The organism is Nonomuraea sp. NPDC049714, assembly GCF_044465295.1.
In the GTDB taxonomy this organism is placed as follows: domain Bacteria; phylum Actinomycetota; class Actinomycetes; order Streptosporangiales; family Streptosporangiaceae; genus Nonomuraea.
The window spans coordinates 340,382-359,187 of sequence record NZ_JBITLM010000009.1 but is presented as its reverse complement, the minus strand read 5'-3'; the positions used below and the strand labels follow the sequence as shown (position 1 = coordinate 359,187).

The 18,806-nt window shown below is 67.7% G+C and carries 8 protein-coding genes; 5 read left to right on the top strand and 3 right to left on the bottom strand.

Annotated features, from left to right (window positions below):
• The first annotated feature begins 4 nt into the window (after positions 1-4).
• Positions 5-637, top strand: a complete 633-nt coding sequence (locus ACIBQX_RS33050) for a TetR/AcrR family transcriptional regulator (protein WP_397011464.1) — start codon at positions 5-7, stop codon at positions 635-637.
• On the opposite strand, the gene ACIBQX_RS33045 is transcribed toward ACIBQX_RS33050, so the two are convergent.
• The gene (locus ACIBQX_RS33045) at positions 544-1,269 is read right to left on the bottom strand and encodes an alpha/beta fold hydrolase (RefSeq protein WP_397011462.1); all 726 of its coding nucleotides are present in this window, start codon (positions 1,267-1,269) and stop codon (positions 544-546) included. The genes ACIBQX_RS33050 and ACIBQX_RS33045 overlap by 94 nt on opposite strands.
• A 235-nt stretch (positions 1,270-1,504) precedes the next feature.
• Here ACIBQX_RS33045 and ACIBQX_RS33040 point away from each other — a divergent pair, with 235 nt between their 5' ends.
• Positions 1,505-2,956, top strand: a complete 1,452-nt coding sequence (locus ACIBQX_RS33040) for a cellulase family glycosylhydrolase (RefSeq protein ID WP_397011460.1) — start codon at positions 1,505-1,507, stop codon at positions 2,954-2,956.
• 78 nt (positions 2,957-3,034) lie between these two features.
• Here the strand turns inward: ACIBQX_RS33040 and ACIBQX_RS33035 are convergent, their stop codons facing one another.
• Entirely contained in the window at positions 3,035-3,913 is an 879-nt protein-coding gene (locus tag ACIBQX_RS33035; RefSeq protein WP_397011458.1) for an SDR family oxidoreductase, read from the bottom strand.
• Between the two features lie 30 nt (positions 3,914-3,943).
• Complete coding sequence (locus tag ACIBQX_RS33030) at positions 3,944-5,203, bottom strand: MFS transporter (RefSeq protein ID WP_397011456.1); 1,260 nt, start codon at positions 5,201-5,203, stop codon at positions 3,944-3,946.
• A gap of 88 nt (positions 5,204-5,291) precedes the next feature.
• Between ACIBQX_RS33030 and ACIBQX_RS33025 the strand changes: the two genes are divergently transcribed.
• The 3 genes from ACIBQX_RS33025 to ACIBQX_RS33015 all read left to right on the top strand — a co-directional run bounded on the left by ACIBQX_RS33025 (position 5,292) and on the right by ACIBQX_RS33015 (position 18,766).
• Positions 5,292-6,173, top strand: a complete 882-nt coding sequence (locus tag ACIBQX_RS33025) for a LysR family transcriptional regulator (protein WP_397011455.1) — start codon at positions 5,292-5,294, stop codon at positions 6,171-6,173.
• 97 nt (positions 6,174-6,270) lie between these two features.
• A complete protein-coding gene (locus ACIBQX_RS33020; RefSeq protein WP_397011453.1) occupies positions 6,271-18,561 on the top strand; it encodes an amino acid adenylation domain-containing protein in 12,291 nt (4,096 codons plus the stop codon).
• Positions 18,554-18,766: an MbtH family protein gene (locus ACIBQX_RS33015; protein ID WP_397011451.1), complete on the top strand. Its 213-nt coding sequence runs from the start codon at positions 18,554-18,556 to the stop codon at positions 18,764-18,766. Before ACIBQX_RS33020 ends, ACIBQX_RS33015 begins: the two co-directional genes overlap by 8 nt.
• Positions 18,767-18,806: the final 40 nt, after the last annotated feature.

The window sequence follows — 18,806 nt, the reverse complement described above, 5'->3', positions numbered from 1 at the left end:
CCGCATGGAGGGTCGGCGAGATCGGAAGAAGCGGCAGACGCGCGAACGGGTCCAGACCGCGGCGCTGGAGCTGTTCACGTCACACGGCTACCGCAAGACCACGATTGCGGCGATCGCCGAGCACGCCGACGTCGCGACACGGACCGTCACCCTGCACTTCCCCACCAAGGAAGAGTTGCTGTTCGCCGACGACCCGTTCACCCCTGAGGCGCTGGCCGCCCGCCTCGACACCCGGTCCGGCGCCGCTCTCGACGCCTTCGGCGAGTGGATGCGCGACACGATGCACGCCCTCGACGAACGCGACGCCCAGCGGGGCCGGAGGCCGGGCGAGACGTGGTCCCTGCGCACCAAGCGCGCCAGGCTGATCGCCGAGGACGAGGACCTCCGTGGCCGCGCCCGCGCGAGCTACTACGAGTTGGAGCAGCTGATCGCCGCCGCCATCGGCAAGGACCTGGGCCTGCCGTCCGACGCGCTGGCCCCGCGCCTGACCGCCTACACCGTGGTGGGCGGCCTACGCGAGCTCTACATGACCCACGAGGCCCATCACCGCTCGACCTCCACCGAAGAACTGCTCGCCCTGGTCGACCGCGTGCTCGACTTCGCCCGCGCGGGCCTGGCCACGCTCCGGACCAGATAGTCGGCCAGCTCGGCCGGGCGTGACAGCATCGCCATGTGGCTGCCGGGCATCTCGTCCGGAACGATGCCGAGTCGCTCCTTCGCATGGCGGCGTACGAAGTCAGGGGTGAAGCAGCGGTCGTCGCGACAGAGCAGGTAGCTCGTCGGGACGTCCGGCCAGGCGGCCAGCGGCCAGGGCTCGTGACCCGCCCGTTCCATGCTCATGTTCTCGGCGAGCGCGCCGTCGTGGGCCAGCACCCGCTCGGCCAGCTCGCGCGGGACGTCGTGCAGGTAGAGCTCGTAGTCGTCCTCGATGCCGGAGGAGGGCCGGCCGCTGCGTTCCCACCAGTCGTCCGGCGCCTCGCCAGGAGTCGGGATCATGGCGGTCAGCAGCACGAGCGCGGTGGCCCGGGTACGCGCGCAGACGAGCGGGCCGACGAAGCCGCCCCAGGAATGAGCCACCACGACGAGGTCCTCGCGCTCGCCCGCCGCCTGGACGACGGCGTCCGCGTAGTCCCACAGTCCCGCCCGCGGGTCGGACATGGGCAGGTCCACCGCGACCGTGTCATGCCCACGGCCGCGGAGCTCGGCTTCGAGCAGGTGCCAGTCGTAGGCGCTCCCGCCGGCGCCGTGAATGAGGGCGAAGGTAGTCATGATGATGAGGACCGGCGGCGGCGCGAAAACTCATCGGTGAGTGCTCGGGCAACGGCACACGGGCCGTGATCGGAGTACGGCCGCCCGAGCAAGCAGTAAGCCCCCTTTTGGGTCTTGTGTAAGGTTCGCCGTCAATTTAGGCTGCGCCGCAAGTTAAGAAACTTTCCTAACCGGGTCAAGCGAGCGGTCCCGGGCCGCCGCCCTTGATCGTCCCCCCGAAGGATCGGAGTCGTTCGTGAGGCGAAGTGCAGGTGCGAGGATCTTCGCGGTCGTGGCCGCGCTGGTGGTGCCCCTGGTGGTGCCGTCCGGCGCGAGCGCGGTAGAGGCGGGGCAGGCGGCGGCCGACTCACTGGTGTCCCAGGGCAAGACCGTGACGGCCTCCTCGGTCGAGGCCGCCGGCCTGGAGCCGGGCAAGGCGGTGGACGGCAGCACGTCCACGCGGTGGGCCAGCGCCGAAGGAGTGGACCCGCAGTGGATCCGGGTGGACCTCGGCTCCACGCACACCGTCTCCCGCGTGCGGTTGACCTGGGAGGTCGCCCACGCCACGGCGTACCGGGTGCAGACCTCGCCCGACGGATCCACCTGGAGCGACGTCTACTCCACCACCGCCGGCGACGGAGCGACCGACGACCTCACGGTCACCGGCACGGGCCGCTACGTGCGGGTGCACGGCACGCAACGCGGCACCCCGTACGGCTACTCCCTGTGGGAGATGGAGGTCTACGGCGCTCCCACGGGCGGCGGGGGCGGCGGCACCCCGGTCGAGGCCAACGGCCAGTTGCGGGTGTGCGGCATCAAGCTCTGCAACGAGAACGGCAAGCAGATCCAGCTGCGCGGCATGAGCAGCCACGGCATCCAGTGGTACGACCAGTGCCTCAACAACGGGTCACTCGACGCGCTGGCGACCGACTGGAAGGCCGACGTCCTGCGCATCTCGATGTACATCCAGGAGGGCGGGTACGAGACGGACCCCCGGCGGTTCACCGACCGGGTGCACTCCCTGATCGAGATGGCCACCGCCCGCGGGATGTACGCGATCGTGGACTGGCACATGCTCGACCCGGGTGACCCGATGTACAACCTCGGCCGGGCCAGGACGTTCTTCACCGAGATCGCCCAGCGGCACAACGGCAAGCGGAACGTCCTGTACGAGATCGCCAACGAGCCGAACGGCGACGCCGTCACCTGGTCCGTCATCCGCGACTACGCGCACCAGCTCATCCCGGTGATCCGGCAGCACGACCCCGACGCCCCGATCCTGGTCGGCACCCGCGCCTGGTCGTCGCTCGGCGTCTCCGGCGGCGGCGACGAGACCGAGATCGTCAACAACCCGGTCAACGCGGCCAACATCATGTACACGTTCCACTTCTACGCGGCCACGCACGGCACCGATTACCTGAACACGCTGTCCCGCGCAGCCGACCGGCTGCCGATCTTCGTGACCGAGTTCGGCACCCAGACCTCGTCCGGCGACGGAGCCAACAACTTCGCCAGGTCGCAGCAGTACCTCGATCTGCTGGCCCAGAAGAAGATCAGCTGGGTGAACTGGAACTTCTCCGACGACTTCCGCACGGGCGCCGTCTTCACCACCGGAACCTGCCCGAACGGCTCGTTCGCCGGGACGAGCCGCCTCAAGGAGGCCGGCGTCTGGATCCGCGACCGGATCCGCACCGCCGACGACTTCTGACCCGGAAAGGCAGCCGGCGCGGGCGTCCCCATCCGGGACGCCCGCGCCGGCTCGCGGCGATCGTGACGGTTCCGGTGGTCAGCCGGTGGCGGTGAACGCGGTCGCGTGGTCGCGGGCGAAATCGGTCAGGTCGCGCGCGGGGCGGCCGAGGAGGCCGGCGACCGTGTCGGTGGTGAAATCGCCCCAACCGGAGACGTACGCCCGCGCGTACTCCTCCAGCATGTCGACGATCCAGGCCGGAACGCCGTACCCGAGCAGGGTCTCGCGCTTGGCGTCGTCGCTGACCGGCAGGTATGCGACGGACCTGCCGAGTGCGAGACTCATCTGGCCCGCGACCTCGTCGAACGTCAGCGAGCGCGGGCCGGTGAGCGTGTAGGTCTCGCCATGGTGTCGATCCGGGCCGTCGAGGAGCACCTGGGCGGCGCACTCGGCGATGTCCCGTACGTCGATCATCCCGATCCGCGCCGAGGCCATGTTCGTGGCGAACGTGCCGGAGGCGGCGATGTCGCCCGCCTCGTTGAGCAGGTTCTGCATGAACCAGTGGGGACGCAGGATCGTCCAGCGCATGCCGGACCGTACGGTCTCGTGGTCGGACAGCGCGTGCAGCCTGCCGCTGCGGTTCGGCGCGTCGTGCGCCGCGCCGACGACGGACAGGCGCACGACACGCTCCACCCCGGCCTGACGCGCGGCCCACATGGCGTTCATGCTGTGCTCCGGAGCGCGCGGACCGTTCGGGGTGAGCAGCCACAGGTCCTGTACGCCCGCGAAGGCGGGCGGCAGCGACCGGGCGTCATCGAGGTCACCGATGAAGACCTCGGCGTTCCGCTCACGCGGGCCGTCAGCTCTGGCCTCGTCACGGACGAGGGCACGAAGGACCACATCGGTCCCGTCCAGCGCGTTCATCAACGCGTTGGAGACGGTTCCGGTGGCTCCGGTGATCAGCACTGTTCGGGACACGATCGTTCTCCTTATGGGTGCGCACATGGATCAGTTGGCCGAGGGGGCCGGCGCAGGGTCATCGCCTTGATGGACCGAGATCTTCGGGGGCTTCGCCGCCGCCCGGTTGACGGTGACGCGCTCCAGGATCCAGAGCGCGACGGTCCCGGCCGAGAGGACGGCGCCCAGAAGGCACACCCCGGCCCACCCGCCGTACGCCCAGACGACCGAGGCCAGCGCGGAGCCCGCCGCGCCCCCGGCGAAGAAGGCGGTCAGAAAGGCGGAGTTGATCCGGTTACGGGCTTCGGGGCGGAGGGCGTAAAGGACGTTCTGACTGCTGTTGAGCACCGCCTGGTGCGCCAGATCCACCACGATCACGCCGACGAGCAGCCAGATCAGCGAGTCCGCCCCGGCGGCGAGCGCCGGCCAGGACACCACCAGCAGGACCGTCCCGGCGCCGGTCACCGCCTGGACGCGTCCGCGGTCGGCCAGCCGCCCCGCCACCGTGGCGGTCAGCGCGCCCACGGCGCCGACCAGGCCGAACAGACCGACAGCCGACTCCGACCAGTCGTACGGCGAGCGCACCAGCAGGAAGGTCAGCGCCGTCCACAGCACGCTGAACGAGGCGAGGCTCAGCGCGCCGATGGCGGCCCGCCACCGCAGCAGCGGCTCGTACCGGAACATCGCCAGCGTCGAGCGCAGCAGCCCGGGGTAGGACAGGCGGCGACCGTCGCCGTCGCCGCCGAGCCGGGGCAGGAAGATCCGCAGCAGCACGGCCATGAGCGCCATCAGGGCAGCGGTCACCCAGTAGACGGTCCGCCAGCCGCCCAGCTCCGACAGCGTTCCGGAGGCGGTACGCGCCAGCAGCAGGCCGAGCATCAGTCCGGTCATCACCGTGCCGATCACCCGGCCGCGTTCGGCCGGGTCCGCCAGCGTCGCCGCGAGCGGCACCACCACCTGCGCTCCGACCGAGGTCAGCCCGGTCAAAGCCGTACTGACCAGGAGCACCGTGCCGTTCGGGGCGACGGCGGACACCAGCAGGAACACCGCGGTCGCCGCGTAGAGCGACACCGCCAGCCGCCGCCGCTCCAGCAGATCGCCGAGCGGCACCAGCAGGAGCAGCCCCACCGCGTACCCGACCTGCGCGGCCGTCACGACCAGCGCCGCCGACGACGGCCCGACCCCCAGCTCCCGGCCGATCAGGTCGAGGAGCGGCTGCGCGAAATAGTTGCCCGCGACGGCCAGCCCGGTCGCCACCGACATGAGCAGGAGCAGCCCGCGCGGCACGCCGCCGTTCGTGTGAGGTTGCATCGCCGTCATGTCCTCAGCCTCGGGGACAGAGGATCAATGAGTCCAACACATGTTTGTCATCGAACCGATCGTGGATCACGATTGATCCATGGAGCTCCAGCAGATGCGTTACGTCGTCGCCGTCGCGGAGACGAGCAACTTCACCCGCGCCGCCGAGCAGTGCCTGGTCGTCCAGTCCGCGCTCAGCCACCAGATCGCCCGCCTGGAACGTGAGCTCGGCGCCAAGCTGTTCGACCGCACCAGCCGCCGCGTCCGGCTCACCCCCGCGGGCGAGGCGTTCCTCCCCGCGGCCCGCCAGGCGCTGGACGCCGCCGACCGGGCCCGCGCCGAGGTGGCGGCCGCCGCCGGGGAGATCCGCGGCCGGCTCGCCATCGGCGCCATCCCCACCGTCACGGCGGTCGATCTCCCGACCGCGCTGAAACAGTTCCGGCTGCGGCACCCGCAGGTACGGATCAGCCTCCGCTCGGGCGCCAGCGAGGAGCTGACCGAGCGGGTACGGCAGGGCTCCCTGGACACCGCCTTCCTGGGGCTGCCCCTGGGCGTACAGCCCAAGGGCGTCCACGGCCGCGAGCTGGCGCGCGGCCACCTCGTCGCCGTCGTGGCGCCCGACCACCCACTGGTCGCCCAGGAACACGTGAACCTCCGCCGGCTGGCGGACGAGCCGTTCGTCGACTTCCCCGCGGGCACCGCCGCGCGGGCCCAGTCGGACGACGCGTTCGCGGCGGCCGGAGTCCGGCGCGAGGTCGCCTTCGAAGTCACCGCCCCCGACTTCATGGCCGGCCTGATCCGTCAGGGCCTGGCCATCGGCATGCTGCCGGCCGCCTTCGCCGCCGGGCTCCCCGGGCTGCCCAGCATCCGTCTCAGCGACGCTCCGGCCCGCGTGGAGCACCTCATCTGGAGCCGCTTCCGCCCCTCTCCCGCCGCCGCGGCCTTCCTGTCCACGCTGGGCATCTCGACAGCCCCCGACTAAGGCCCTCCACCTGCGGCTCTAGGCAGACGTTGGGAAGGGCGTTAGGGCCCTGCTCTTAGCATGATGCCGATTCCGCGTTCGAGGGAGTTCTACGGGGATGGCTCTGGGGAATGTGATTCACTCTGCCGTTGTCATGGCCGAATCGGCAATAAAGGAAAGGAGCCCGGGGGAGATATTCCTGACCGAACCTGCCGGTCGTCGTTGCGCGGCTCTGGCCGTTGTCGCCGCCTATTTGCACCGCACGTCGAAACTTTCCGAGATCGTGTTCCGTGCGGATTCCGAGGACGCCAAGACGTCCCTGCCTTTTTCGGTACGGGTCCACGGCGAGGAGACACTGGACGACCTGGCTCAGCGCGTGGCCGAGAAATGGTACGCGGCCACCGGGATGGCGCCCGATGCGCTGGATCGGCAGCGGATCTCCCTGCATGCCGACGCCGAGCTGAGCGGGCTGACCGCGTTCGTGTGGCGGTTGGAGCGGGGCGTCCGGGTGGCGGCCCTGGATCTTGCTCCTGCCACGGTGGTGGAGGCATTCGAGGCCCAAGTACGGAGGTCCGCCGACGCGATCGCGCTGTCCGGCGAGGGTGCCGAGTGGTCGTATGCCGAGTTGAACGCGCACGCTGATGAGTTGGCGGGGCGTTTGGTGGCGGCCGGGGTCGGCAGTGAGACGCCGGTGGCGATGCTGATGGAGCGTTCGCCGCAGGTGATCGTGGCTTCCTTGGCGGTGCTCAAGGCCGGTGGCGTCTATGTGCCGCTCCATCCGAGCTTTCCCGCTGAGCGCATGCGCTGGGTCCTTACTCATGCGCAGGCGCCGCTTCTGCTGACCGATCCGGTGATGCGGGAGCGGGCGGCTGAGCTGGGCGTGCCCCTGATGCTGGTCGACGCTCGGGAGGAGCGCACCGAGCCGGTTCCGGTTCTGAAGGCCGCGCGTGTCGATCAGCTGGCTTATGTGATGTTCACGTCGGGGTCGACCGGCACTCCGAAGGGGGTGGCTGTCACTCATGCTGATGTGGTCGCCCTTGCGGCTGATCGGGTTTGGCGTAATGGTGCGCATCGGCGGGTGCTGATGCATTCGCCGCATGCGTTCGATGCTTCGACGTATGAGATCTGGGTGCCGTTGTTGAACGGCGGGACGGTGGTGGTGGCGCCGTCGGGTCCTGTTGAGCCTGTTCAGCTGGCTGACACCATTGCCAAGCATCGGATCACGGCTGCGTTCGTGACGACTGCGTTGTTCAACACGCTCATCGATGATGAGCCGTCGGGTCTGGACACGCTGACCGAGATCTGGACGGGTGGCGAGTTCGTGTCGGCCGCCACCATGCGTGCCGCTGCGCGGGTGTTGCCCGGTACTCGGATCGTGCATGTGTACGGGCCGACCGAGACCACCACCTTCGCCACCTATCACCCGCTTCGGTCCGCTGTCCCGGAGCAGGCACGCAACGTCCCTATCGGCCGGCCCATGGACGGGCTGCGGGCTTATGTGCTGGATGAGGGGTTGCGGCTGGTGTCGCCGGGGGTGCCTGGGGAGTTGTATCTGACGGGGTCGGGGCTGGCTCGCGGTTACTGGGACCGTCCCGACCTGACGGCTGAGCGTTTCATCGCTGATCCTTTCGGGGACTCCGGTCGGCGCATGTATCGCACCGGCGACCTGGTGCGGTGGACCGGTGAGGGGGAGCTGGAGTTCCTCGGCCGCACCGACGACCAGGTCAAGATCCGTGGCTTCCGCATCGAGTTGGGTGAGGTCGAGGCGGCGCTTGATCGGTTGCCTGCTTCGGCGCAGTCGGTGGTGGTCGTGCGTGATGACGACGTGCGCGGTAAGCAGCTGATCGGGTATGTCGTTCCGGCTCCTGGTGGTCGGCCTACTGGTGTCGAGCTCCGTGCTGAACTGGCTGACCATCTGCCGGCGTTCATGGTGCCGGCTGCGATCGTGGTGTTGGAGTCGTTCCCGCTCACGCCGAACGGGAAGATCGATCGGGCCGCCCTGCCTGCGCCCGTCTACGCCACCACGGGACACAGCGCCGCCCGCACTCCGGCTGAGGAGATTCTCGCCGGTCTGTTCGCCGAGGTTCTGCACCTGCCGGCCGTGGACATCCATGACAATTTCTTCGACCTCGGTGGGCATTCGCTTTTGGCCACTCGGTTGATCAGCCGGGTGCGGCGGAGTCTGGATCGTGAGTTGACGGTTCGTGACCTCTTCGAGGCGCCGACGGTGGCCGCGTTGGCTACGCGGCTGGATGGTAATACTGCTGTTCGTCCGTCTATTCGTCGGCGGTCACGTGACACCGATGTGTTGCCGCTGTCTTTCGCTCAGCAACGGTTGTGGTTCATCGACCAGATTCAAGGTCCCAGCGCCGCTTACAACATTCCTCTGGCGTTGGAGATCACCGGCTCCATCGATGTTCAGGCGTTGGAGCGAGCGCTGGGTGATGTGGTCGGGCGGCATGAGCCGCTGCGCACGGTCTATCCGGTGCGGGAGGGGCAGCCGTACCAGCAGGTGCTTCCTGCGTACATCCGCCTGATTCGGGATGAGGGTGGGCTGGCGGAGGCGGTGTCGGGGGTGTTCGCGTTGGAGCGTGAGGTGCCTCTTCGGGCTCATCTGTTCACTCACGCGCCGGACCGCCACACGTTGTTGCTGGTCATTCATCACATCGCCGCTGATGGCTGGTCCTTGGAGCCGTTGGCCCGTGACCTGGCCACGGCTTACGCCGCTCGCTCGGCTGGGCGGCCGCCGCAGTGGGAGCCGCTGCCGGTCAGTTACGCCGATTACGTCGATTGGCAGCGTAACCTGCTCGACAGCGACCTCCTCCACGACCAGCTGGCCTTCTGGACTCAGGCGCTACACGGCGCACCAGAACAACTCGCTCTGCCGTACGACCGGCCACGTCCGCTGGCGCCCTCTGGGCAGGGCGGCGTTGTCGATTTCCATGTTGACGTGCAGACGCACCTTCGTATCCAGGAGCTCGCTCGTGCCCATGGCGTGAGTGTCTTCATGGTGATGCACGCTGCCCTAGTCGCTTTGCTGCATCGGATGGGTGCCGGCAGCGACATCCCGATCGGCAGTGTCGTCGCCGGTCGTGTGGACGAAGCTCTGGATGATTTGATCGGGTTCTTCGTCAACACGCTGGTCCTGCGGGTGGACGTTTCCGGTGATCCCACTTTTCAGGAATTGCTGCATCGGGTCCGTGACATCGACCTGGCCGCGTACAACAACCAGGATCTGCCCTTCGACCGGCTGGTCGAGGAACTCAACCCCACCCGCTCTCTGGGCCTGCACCCCCTGGCCCAGGTCATGCTGGCCTACCACAGCCAGGGACAGCCGACGCTCGACCTGCCCGGTCTGCAGACGGAGCTGACGCAGGTCCATGCTGGGGTGTCGAGGTTCGACCTCACTTTCGAGCTGACCGAGCACCACGACAGCGGCGCGCTGGCCGGTCGCCTCGAATACGACGTGGACCTGTTCGAGCGTGAGACCGCGCAGGATTTGGTCAAACGGCTGCTGCTCCTGCTTGATTCGGCGATCCGCGATGTGCATACGCCGGTCGGGGACCTTGAGGTTCTTTCCGGGGACGAACGCGGCCTCATGCTCGGTGCCTGGGGCCGGGCGGAGTCGGTCGGTCGGGAAAGCACGTTCGTCGAGCTCTTCGCGGAGCAGGTGGCGCGCGTTCCCGACGAGCCGGCGGTCGTTCATGAGAATGAGCGGCTGACGTACGCCGAACTCGACGCCCGCGCGAACCGTCTCGCGCACTGCCTCGTCGCGCATGGCGTCGGCCCCGAGCAGGTCGTCGCCATGGCGGTGCCGAGGTCCGTCGAGATGGTGGTCGCCATCGTGGCGACACTCAAGGCCGGCGGTGCCTATCTGCCCATTGACCTGGCCTATCCGCCACAGCGCATCTCGTACATGCTGGAGGAGGCCGAACCGGCTCTCATCCTGACCACCTCCGCCTCCGCCGCGCAGCTGCCGGATGGGCACCCGATGGTTCTGGTGGACCGGCTGCCCGACATCTATCCGGCGTCGGCCGTGACGGGCGGCCCGGTTTCGCCGGGCAGTGCCGCGTACGTGATCTACACCTCCGGCTCGACAGGTCGGCCGAAGGGTGTGGTGGTGCCGCATGCCGGCACGGCGAACCTGATGCGGTCGCAGGCCGAGGCGTTCGCGCTGGGGCCGGGGTGCCGGGTGATGCAGTTCGCCTCCCCGAGCTTCGACGCGATGTTCTGGGAATTCTGCATGTCGCTGCTGACCGGAGCCACGCTGGTGGTCGCCGCCCCCGAGCGGCTGCTGCCGGGAGAGGCCTTGGCCGAGTTGGTCAGCGATCACGCGGTCACGCACGTCACCCTTCCTCCGTCGGCGTTGACGCAACTCGCTGATCACGGCCTTGCCGGCGTCACCACGCTCATCGTGGCCGGCGAATCCTGCCCTGCCGAGCTGGCCGCCGCCTGGGCGGTGAACCGCCAGATGATCAACGCGTACGGCCCGACCGAGACCACGGTGTGCGCCGCGATGAGCGGGCCCCTCTCTCCCACGTCAGCCCCCACCATCGGCGGGCCCATCAGGGGGATGCGGGCTTACGTGCTGGATGAGCGGTTGCGGCTGGTGCCACCCGGGGTGCCTGGGGAGTTGTATCTGGCGGGGTCGGGGTTGGCTCGCGGTTATTGGGGCCGTCCTGATCTGACGGCCGAGCGTTTCCTCGCCGACCCCTTCGGTGAGTCTGGTCGGCGTATGTATCGCACGGGGGATCTGGTGCGGTGGACCGGCGAGGGGGAGTTGGAGTTCCTGGGGCGCACTGATGATCAGGTCAAGGTTCGTGGCTTCCGTATCGAGTTGGGTGAGGTCGAAGCGGCGCTTGATCGGTTGCCTGGTCTGGTGCAGTCGGTGGTGGTCGTGCGTGATGACGACGTGCGGGGCAAGCAGCTGATCGGGTATGTCGTTCCGGCTCCCGGTCACCGGCTCACTGGTGTCGAGCTTCGTGCCGAACTGGCTGGCCATCTGCCGGCGTTCATGGTGCCGGCTGCGATCGTGGTGTTGGAGGCGTTCCCGCTCACGCCGAACGGGAAGATCGATCGAGCTGCCCTGCCTGCGCCCGTCTACGCCACCACGGGACACAGCGCCGCCCGCACCCCCGCCGAGGAGATCCTCGCCGGTCTGTTCGCCGAGGTTCTGCACCTGCCGGCCGTGGACATCCATGACAACTTCTTCGACCTTGGCGGCCACTCCCTCCTGGCTACCCGCCTGATCAGCCGGGTGCGGCGGAGTCTGGATCGTGAGTTGACGGTTCGTGACCTCTTCGAGGCGCCGACGGTGGCCGGGTTGGCCACGCGGCTGGACGGCAACAACCGGGGGCGTCCAGCTGTTCGTCGGCGGTCACGTGACACCGATGTGTTGCCGCTGTCTTTCGCTCAGCAACGGTTGTGGTTCATCGACCAGATTCAGGGTCCCAGCGCCGCTTACAACATTCCTCTGGCGTTGGAGATCACTGGCTCGGTGGATGTTCAGGCGTTGGAGCGAGCGCTGGGTGATGTGGTCGGGCGGCATGAGCCGCTGCGTACGGTCTTTCCGGTGCGGGAGGGGCAGCCGTATCAGCAGGTGCTTCCTGCGCATATCCGCCTGATTCGGGATGAGGGTGGGTTGGCGGAGGCGGTGTCGGGGGTGTTCGCGTTGGAGCGTGAGGTGCCTCTTCGGGCTCATCTGTTCACTCACGCGCCGGACCGCCACATGTTGTTGCTGGTCATTCATCACATCGCCGCTGATGGCTGGTCTTTGGAGCCGTTGGCCCGTGATCTGGCTACGGCTTACGCCGCTCGTTCGGCGGGGCGGTCGCCGCAGTGGGAGCCGCTGCCGGTCAGTTACGCCGATTACGTCGATTGGCAGCGTGACCTGCTCGACAGCGACCTCCTCCAAGAGCAGCTGGCTTTCTGGAGCCGCACTTTGCACGGCTCACCCGAACGGTTAGACCTGCCTTACGACCGGCCACGTCCGTCGACTCCTTCTGGGCGGGGTGGCGTTGTCGATTTCCATGTTGACGCGCAGACGCACCTTCGTATTCAGGAGCTCGCTCGTGCCCATGGCGTGAGTGTCTTCATGGTGATGCACGCTGCCCTAGTTGCTTTGTTGCATCGGATGGGTGCGGGCACCGATATCCCGATCGGCAGCGTGGTTGCCGGTCGTGTGGACGAAGCTCTGGATGATTTGATCGGGTTCTTCGTCAACACGCTGGTCCTGCGGGTGGACGTTTCCGGTGATCCCACCTTTCAGGAATTGCTGCACCGGGTCCGTGACATCGACCTGGCCGCGTACAACAACCAGGATCTGCCCTTCGACCGGCTGGTCGAGGAACTCAACCCCACCCGCTCCCTGGGCCTGCACCCCCTGGCCCAGGTCATGCTGGCCTATCGCACTGCCGTCGAGGCCGGCAGCGACTTCGGGGATCTTCACACCCGGGCCCGGCCGGTCCATCCGGGCACGGCCAAGTTCGACCTCACGGTGGAACTGGTCGAGCACTTCGATGCCGACCATCACAGCAACGGCATCCTCGGACATCTCGAATACAACACCGACCTGTTCACCCGTCAGACCGCCCAAGCGCTCACCGAGCGCCTTGCCCACCTCCTGCAAATGGTGGTGGCCGACACCGACCAGCCGATCGCCGACCTTGCGCTGCTCACCGACGATGAACGGCACCACCTGCTCAGCATCGGCACCGGCCACCCCAACCAGCCCAGCACCTCCATCGTCCAGGCCTTCGCCGAACAAGCGCACAAGACCCCCGACGCGATCGCGCTGTCCGGCGAGGGGACCGAGTGGTCGTACGCCGAACTGAACGCGCACGCGGATGAGTTGGCCGCCCGGCTGATCGCGGCCGGGGTCGGCAGTGAGACGCCGGTGGCGATGCTGATGGAGCGTTCGCCGCGGGTGATCGTGGCTTCCTTGGCGGTGCTCAAGGCCGGTGGCGTCTATGTGCCGCTCCATCCGAGCTTTCCTGCTGAGCGCATGCGCTGGGTTCTCGACCACACCGGCGCTCCGCTTCTGCTCACCGACCTGGTCATGCGGGAGCGGGCGGCCGGGCTGGGTCGGCCGATGTTGGTGGTCGACGGCGATTCGGCGGGATGTGGGGTGCCGGTGGCCGCTGACCGCCAGGCCCCGGCCGGCCAGCTGGCTTATGTGATGTTCACGTCGGGGTCGACCGGCACTCCGAAGGGGGTGGCCGTCACTCATGCTGATGTGGTCGCCCTTGCGGCGGATCGGGTCTGGCGTAATGGTGCGCATCGGCGGGTGCTGATGCATTCGCCGCATGCGTTCGATGCTTCGACGTATGAGATCTGGGTGCCGTTGTTGAACGGCGGGACGGTGGTGGTGGCGCCGTCGGGTCCTGTTGAGCCTGTTCAGTTGGCTGACACCATTGCCAAGCATCGGATCACGGCTGCGTTCGTGACGACTGCGTTGTTCAACACGCTCATCGATGATGAGCCGTCGGGTCTGGACACGCTGACCGAGATCTGGACGGGTGGCGAGTTCGTGTCGGCCGCCACCATGCGTGCCGCTGCGCGGGTGTTGCCCGGCACTCGGATTGTGCATGTGTACGGGCCGACCGAGACCACCACCTTCGCCACCTATCACCCGCTTCGGTCAGCTGTCCCGGAGCAGGCACGCAACGTCCCTATCGGCCGGCCCATGGACGGGCTGCGGGCTTATGTGCTGGACGAGCGGCTACGGCTGGCGCCACCCGGCGTCGCAGGAGAGCTGTACCTGACGGGATCGGGGCTGGCTCGCGGCTACTGGGACCGCCCCGACCTGACCGCTGAGCGTTTCATCGCTGACCCTTTCGGGGACTCCGGTCGGCGCATGTACCGCACCGGCGACCTGGTGCGATGGACCGGCGAGGGGGAGCTGGAGTTCCTCGGCCGCACCGACGACCAGGTCAAGATCCGTGGCTTCCGCATCGAACTCGGCGAGATCGAAGCCGCCCTCAGCCGGCTGCCCGGCATCGCCCAATCCACCGTCATCGTCCGGGACGACACCCGCGGCAAGCAGCTCGTCGGCTATGTGGTTCCCGCTCTCGACCACCAGCCCACCAGCGCGCAGGTGCGGGCCGATTTGGGTGTTCACCTGCCGGCGTTCATGGTGCCGGCTGCGATCGTGGTGTTGGAGGCGTTCCCGCTCACGCCGAACGGGAAGATCGATCGGGCCGCCCTGCCCGCGCCCGTCTACGCCACCACGGGACACAGCGCCGCCCGCACCCCGGCTGAGGAGATTCTCGCCGGTCTGTTCGCCGAGGTTCTGCACCTGCCGGCCGTCGATGTCCATGACAATTTCTTCGATCTCGGTGGGCATTCGCTTTTGGCCACCCGGTTGATCAGCCGGGTGCGGCGGAGTCTGGATCGTGAGTTGACGGTTCGTGACCTCTTCGAGGCGCCGACGGTGGCCGCGTTGGCCACGCGCCTGGATGACAACACTCCGGTCCGGCCGCCTATCCGCCGTCAATCACGTGACACCGATGTGTTGCCGCTGTCTTTCGCTCAGCAACGGTTGTGGTTCATCGACCAGATTCAGGGTCCCAGCGCCGCTTACAACATTCCTCTGGCGTTGGAGATCACCGGCTCCATCGATGTTCAGGCGTTGGAGCGAGCACTGGGAGATGTGGTCGGGCGGCATGAGCCCCTGCGCACCATCTATCCGGTGCGCGAGGGGCAGCCGTACCAGCAGATCCTTCCTGCGCACATCCGCCTGATTCGGGATGAGGGTGAGTTGGCGGAGGCGGTGTCGGGGGTGTTCGCGTTGGAGCGTGAGGTGCCTCTTCGGGCTCATCTGTTCACTCACGCGCCGGACCGTCACACGTTGTTGCTGGTCATTCATCACATCGCCGCTGATGGCTGGTCTTTGGAGCCGTTGGCCCGTGACCTGGCCACGGCTTACGCCGCTCGCTCGGCTGGGCGGCCGCCGCAGTGGGAGCCGCTGCCGGTCAGTTACGCCGATTACGTCGATTGGCAGCGTAACCTGCTCGACAGCGACCTCCTCCACGACCAGCTGGCTTTCTGGACTCAGGCGCTACACGGCGCACCAGAACAACTCGCTCTGCCCTATGACCATCCTCGCCCGACTCGTCCCACCGGCCGAGGAGAGGTCATCGAGTTCCATGTTGACGCGCAGACGCATATCCGAATTCAGGAGCTCGCTCGTGCGCATGGGGTGAGTGTCTTCATGGTGATGCACGCTGCCCTCGTTGCTTTGTTGCATCGGATGGGTGCGGGCACCGATATCCCGATCGGCAGCGTGGTTGCCGGTCGTGTGGACGAAGCTCTGGATGATTTGATCGGGTTCTTCGTCAATACCCTGGTCCTGCGGGTGGACGTTTCCGGTGATCCCACCTTCCAGGAATTGCTGCATCGGGTCCGTGACATCGACCTGGCCGCGTACAACAACCAGGATCTGCCCTTCGACCGGCTGGTCGAGGAACTCAACCCCACCCGCTCCCTGGGCCTGCACCCCCTGGCCCAGGTCATGCTGGCCTATCGCACTGCCGTCGAGGCCGGCAGCGACTTCGGGGACCTTCACACCCGGGCCCGGCCGGTCCATCCGGGCACGGCCAAGTTCGACCTCACGGTGGAACTGGTCGAGCACTTCGATGCCGACCATCACAGCAACGGCATCCTCGGACATCTCGAATACAACACCGACCTGTTCACCCGTCAGACCGCCCAAGCGCTCACCGAGCGCCTTGCCCACCTCCTGCAAATGGTGGTGGCCGACACCGACCAGCCGATCGCCGACCTTGCGCTGCTCACCGACGATGAACGGCACCACCTGCTCAGCATCGGCACCGGCCACCCCAACCAGCCCAGCACCTCCATCGTCCAGGCCTTCGCCGAACAAGCGCACAAGACTCCCGACGCGATCGCGCTGTCCGGCGAGGGGACCGAGTGGTCGTACGCCGAACTGAACGCGCATGCCGACGAACTGGCCGCCCGGCTGATCGCCGCCGGAGTCACCATCGAGACGCCGGTGGCGATGCTGATGGAGCGCTCGCCGCAGGTGATCGTCGCTTCCTTGGCCGTCCTCAAGGCCGGCGGCGCTTACGTCCCCCTCCACCCGAGCTTCCCCGCTGAGCGCATGCGCTGGGTTCTCGACCACACCGGCGCTCCGCTTCTGCTCACCGACCTGGTCATGCGGGAGCGGGCGGCCGAACTCGACGTGTCCTTGATGCTGGTCGACGCCCGGGAGCAGCGCACCGAGCCGGTTCCGGTTCTGAAGGCCGCGCGTGGCGATCAGTTGGCTTACGTGATGTTCACCTCGGGCTCGACCGGCGCTCCGAAGGGGGTGGCCGTCACTCATGCCGATGTGGTCGCCCTCGCCGCAGACCGGGCTTGGCGTAACGGTGCACACGAGCGGGTGCTGATGCATTCGCCGCACGCGTTCGACGCTTCCACCTATGAGATCTGGGTGCCGCTGCTCAACGGCGGCACGGTGGTGGTGGCGCCACCGGGTCCTGCTGAGCCCGCTCAACTGGCCGACACCATCGCCGAACACCGCATCACGGCCGCCTTCGTGACCACTGCGCTGTTCAACACGCTCATCGACGACGAGCCTCGTGGCCTGGACACGCTCACCGAGATCTGGACAGGTGGCGAGTTCGTGTCGGCCGCCACCATGCGCGCCGCAGCTCGCGTATTGCCCGGCACCCGCATTGTGCACGTCTACGGGCCGACCGAGACCACCACCTTCGCCACCTATCACCCGCTTCGGTCCGCTGTCTCCGAACAGGCACGCAACGTCCCCATTGGCCGCCCCATGGACGGACTGCGGGCATACGTGCTGGACGAGCGGCTGCGGCTGGCGCCACCCGGCGTCGCAGGAGAGCTGTACCTGGCAGGCACAGGGCTGGCCCGTGGCTACTGGGACCGCCCCGACCTGACTGCCGAGCGCTTCATCGCCGACCCCTTCGGCGGCCCCGGTCAGCGCATGTACCGCACCGGCGACCTGGTGCGATGGACCGGCGAAGGAGAGGTGGAGTTCCTCGGCCGCACCGACGACCAGGTCAAGATCCGTGGCTTCCGCATCGAACTCGGCGAGATCGAAGCCGCCCTCGACCAACTGCCCGGCATCGCCCAATCCACCGTCATCGTCCGCGAAGACGACACCCGGGGCAAACAGCTCATCGCCTACGTCGTCCCGGCCCCCGGCCACCATCCCACCAGCGCCGAGCTCCGTGCCGAGCTCGCCGCCCACCTGCCGGCGTTCATGGTGCCCGCCACGATCACGGCGCTGGAGGCGTTCCCCCTCACCCCGAACGGAAAGGTCGACCGAACGGCCCTGCCCGCCCCCGTCTACGCCACCACAGGACACAGCGCCGCCCGCACCCCCGCGGAAGAGATCCTCGCCGGCCTCTTCGCCGAGGTCCTGCACCTGCCGGCCGTCGACATCCATGACAACTTCTTCGACCTCGGCGGCCACTCCCTCCTGGCCACCCGCCTGATCAGCCGCGTCCGTGACGTCATGGGAACCGAGCTGACCGTCCGCGACCTGTTCGAGAGCCCCACCGTGGCCACGCTGGCCAGGGCGGTCACCACCGCGGGCAGTCAGCGGAACCCCTTCGATGTCCTGTTGCCCCTGCGCCCGTCAGGCCAGCTCCCGCCCTTGTTCTGCGTCCACCCCGGCATGGGGTTCGCCTGGTCCTATTCGAGCCTCCTGGGTCCCATCGACAGTTCTCGCCCGCTGTACGCGATCCAGGCCCGCAGTCTGACCGACCCGCGGTTGTCCCCGCCGAGCGTGGAGGCCATGGCGCGTGACTACGTGGCCCAGATCAGAAGCGTGCAGCCGTCCGGCCCCTACCACCTCCTCGGCTGGTCCTTCGGCGGCCTGGTCGCGTACGCGATGGCGACGGAACTGTCCCAGCAGGGCGAGACAGTGGCACTGCTGGCGATCCTCGACTCCTACCCCGGCAGCGAATACCACATCGACGCGGGCAGAGTGCCGGAGAACGAGGCGCTCGCGCTGATCCTGGACGACCTCGGCCGCCCGGTCCCAGAAGCGGAAAGGCCGGCCATGGATCGCGGCAGGTTCATGGAGATCGTGAACACCGAAGTGGATTCCCTGCGATTCCTCGACCACGACCAGATCTCGAACCTCATCGACACCTGGATCAACAACATCGAGCTGGTCCGTACGTTCACCCCCGACAGGTACGACGGCGACCTGCTCTTCTTCGTGGCCACCGAGGGCCGGCACGCGGATTCGCCGACGGTGGCCGGCTGGGTCCCCTACATCGACGGCCAGGTCATGGACGTGGAGATCGGCTGCCGGCACGGGGCGATGATGCAGCCCGGCCCGGCCGCCGAGATCGGCCAGGTCGTTTCCCAGGAACTGGAGAGAACCCGAGGAAAGGAGGCCTTCCGTGGCTAATCCGCTCGATGACGAGAACGCCGAATACCTGGTCCTGCGCAACAGCGAAGGACAACATTCCCTGTGGCCGGCGTTCGCGGACGTGCCGCACGGCTGGGAGGTGGTCAAGGAAAAGGACGGCCGTGGCGCGTGCATCGACTACATCAATGAGCACTGGACGGATCTGAGACCGCTTTCGCTGGTCGCGCAGTTGGCCCGCGACTGACGACCTGCCGGAGAAAGCAAGAAATCCATCTGAGGAGAAA

Excerpts from the sequence above, each read along its gene's own strand:
- ACIBQX_RS33030 (WP_397011456.1), bottom strand. The coding sequence starts at position 5,203 with ATGCAACCTCACACGAACGGCGGCGTGCCGCGCGGGCTGCTCCTGCTC.
- ACIBQX_RS33025 (WP_397011455.1), top strand. The coding sequence starts at position 5,292 with ATGGAGCTCCAGCAGATGCGTTACGTCGTCGCCGTCGCGGAGACGAGC.
- ACIBQX_RS33050 (WP_397011464.1), top strand. The coding sequence starts at position 5 with ATGGAGGGTCGGCGAGATCGGAAGAAGCGGCAGACGCGCGAACGGGTC.
- ACIBQX_RS33045 (WP_397011462.1), bottom strand. The coding sequence starts at position 1,269 with ATGACTACCTTCGCCCTCATTCACGGCGCCGGCGGGAGCGCCTACGAC.
- ACIBQX_RS33020 (WP_397011453.1), top strand. The coding sequence starts at position 6,271 with ATGGCTCTGGGGAATGTGATTCACTCTGCCGTTGTCATGGCCGAATCG.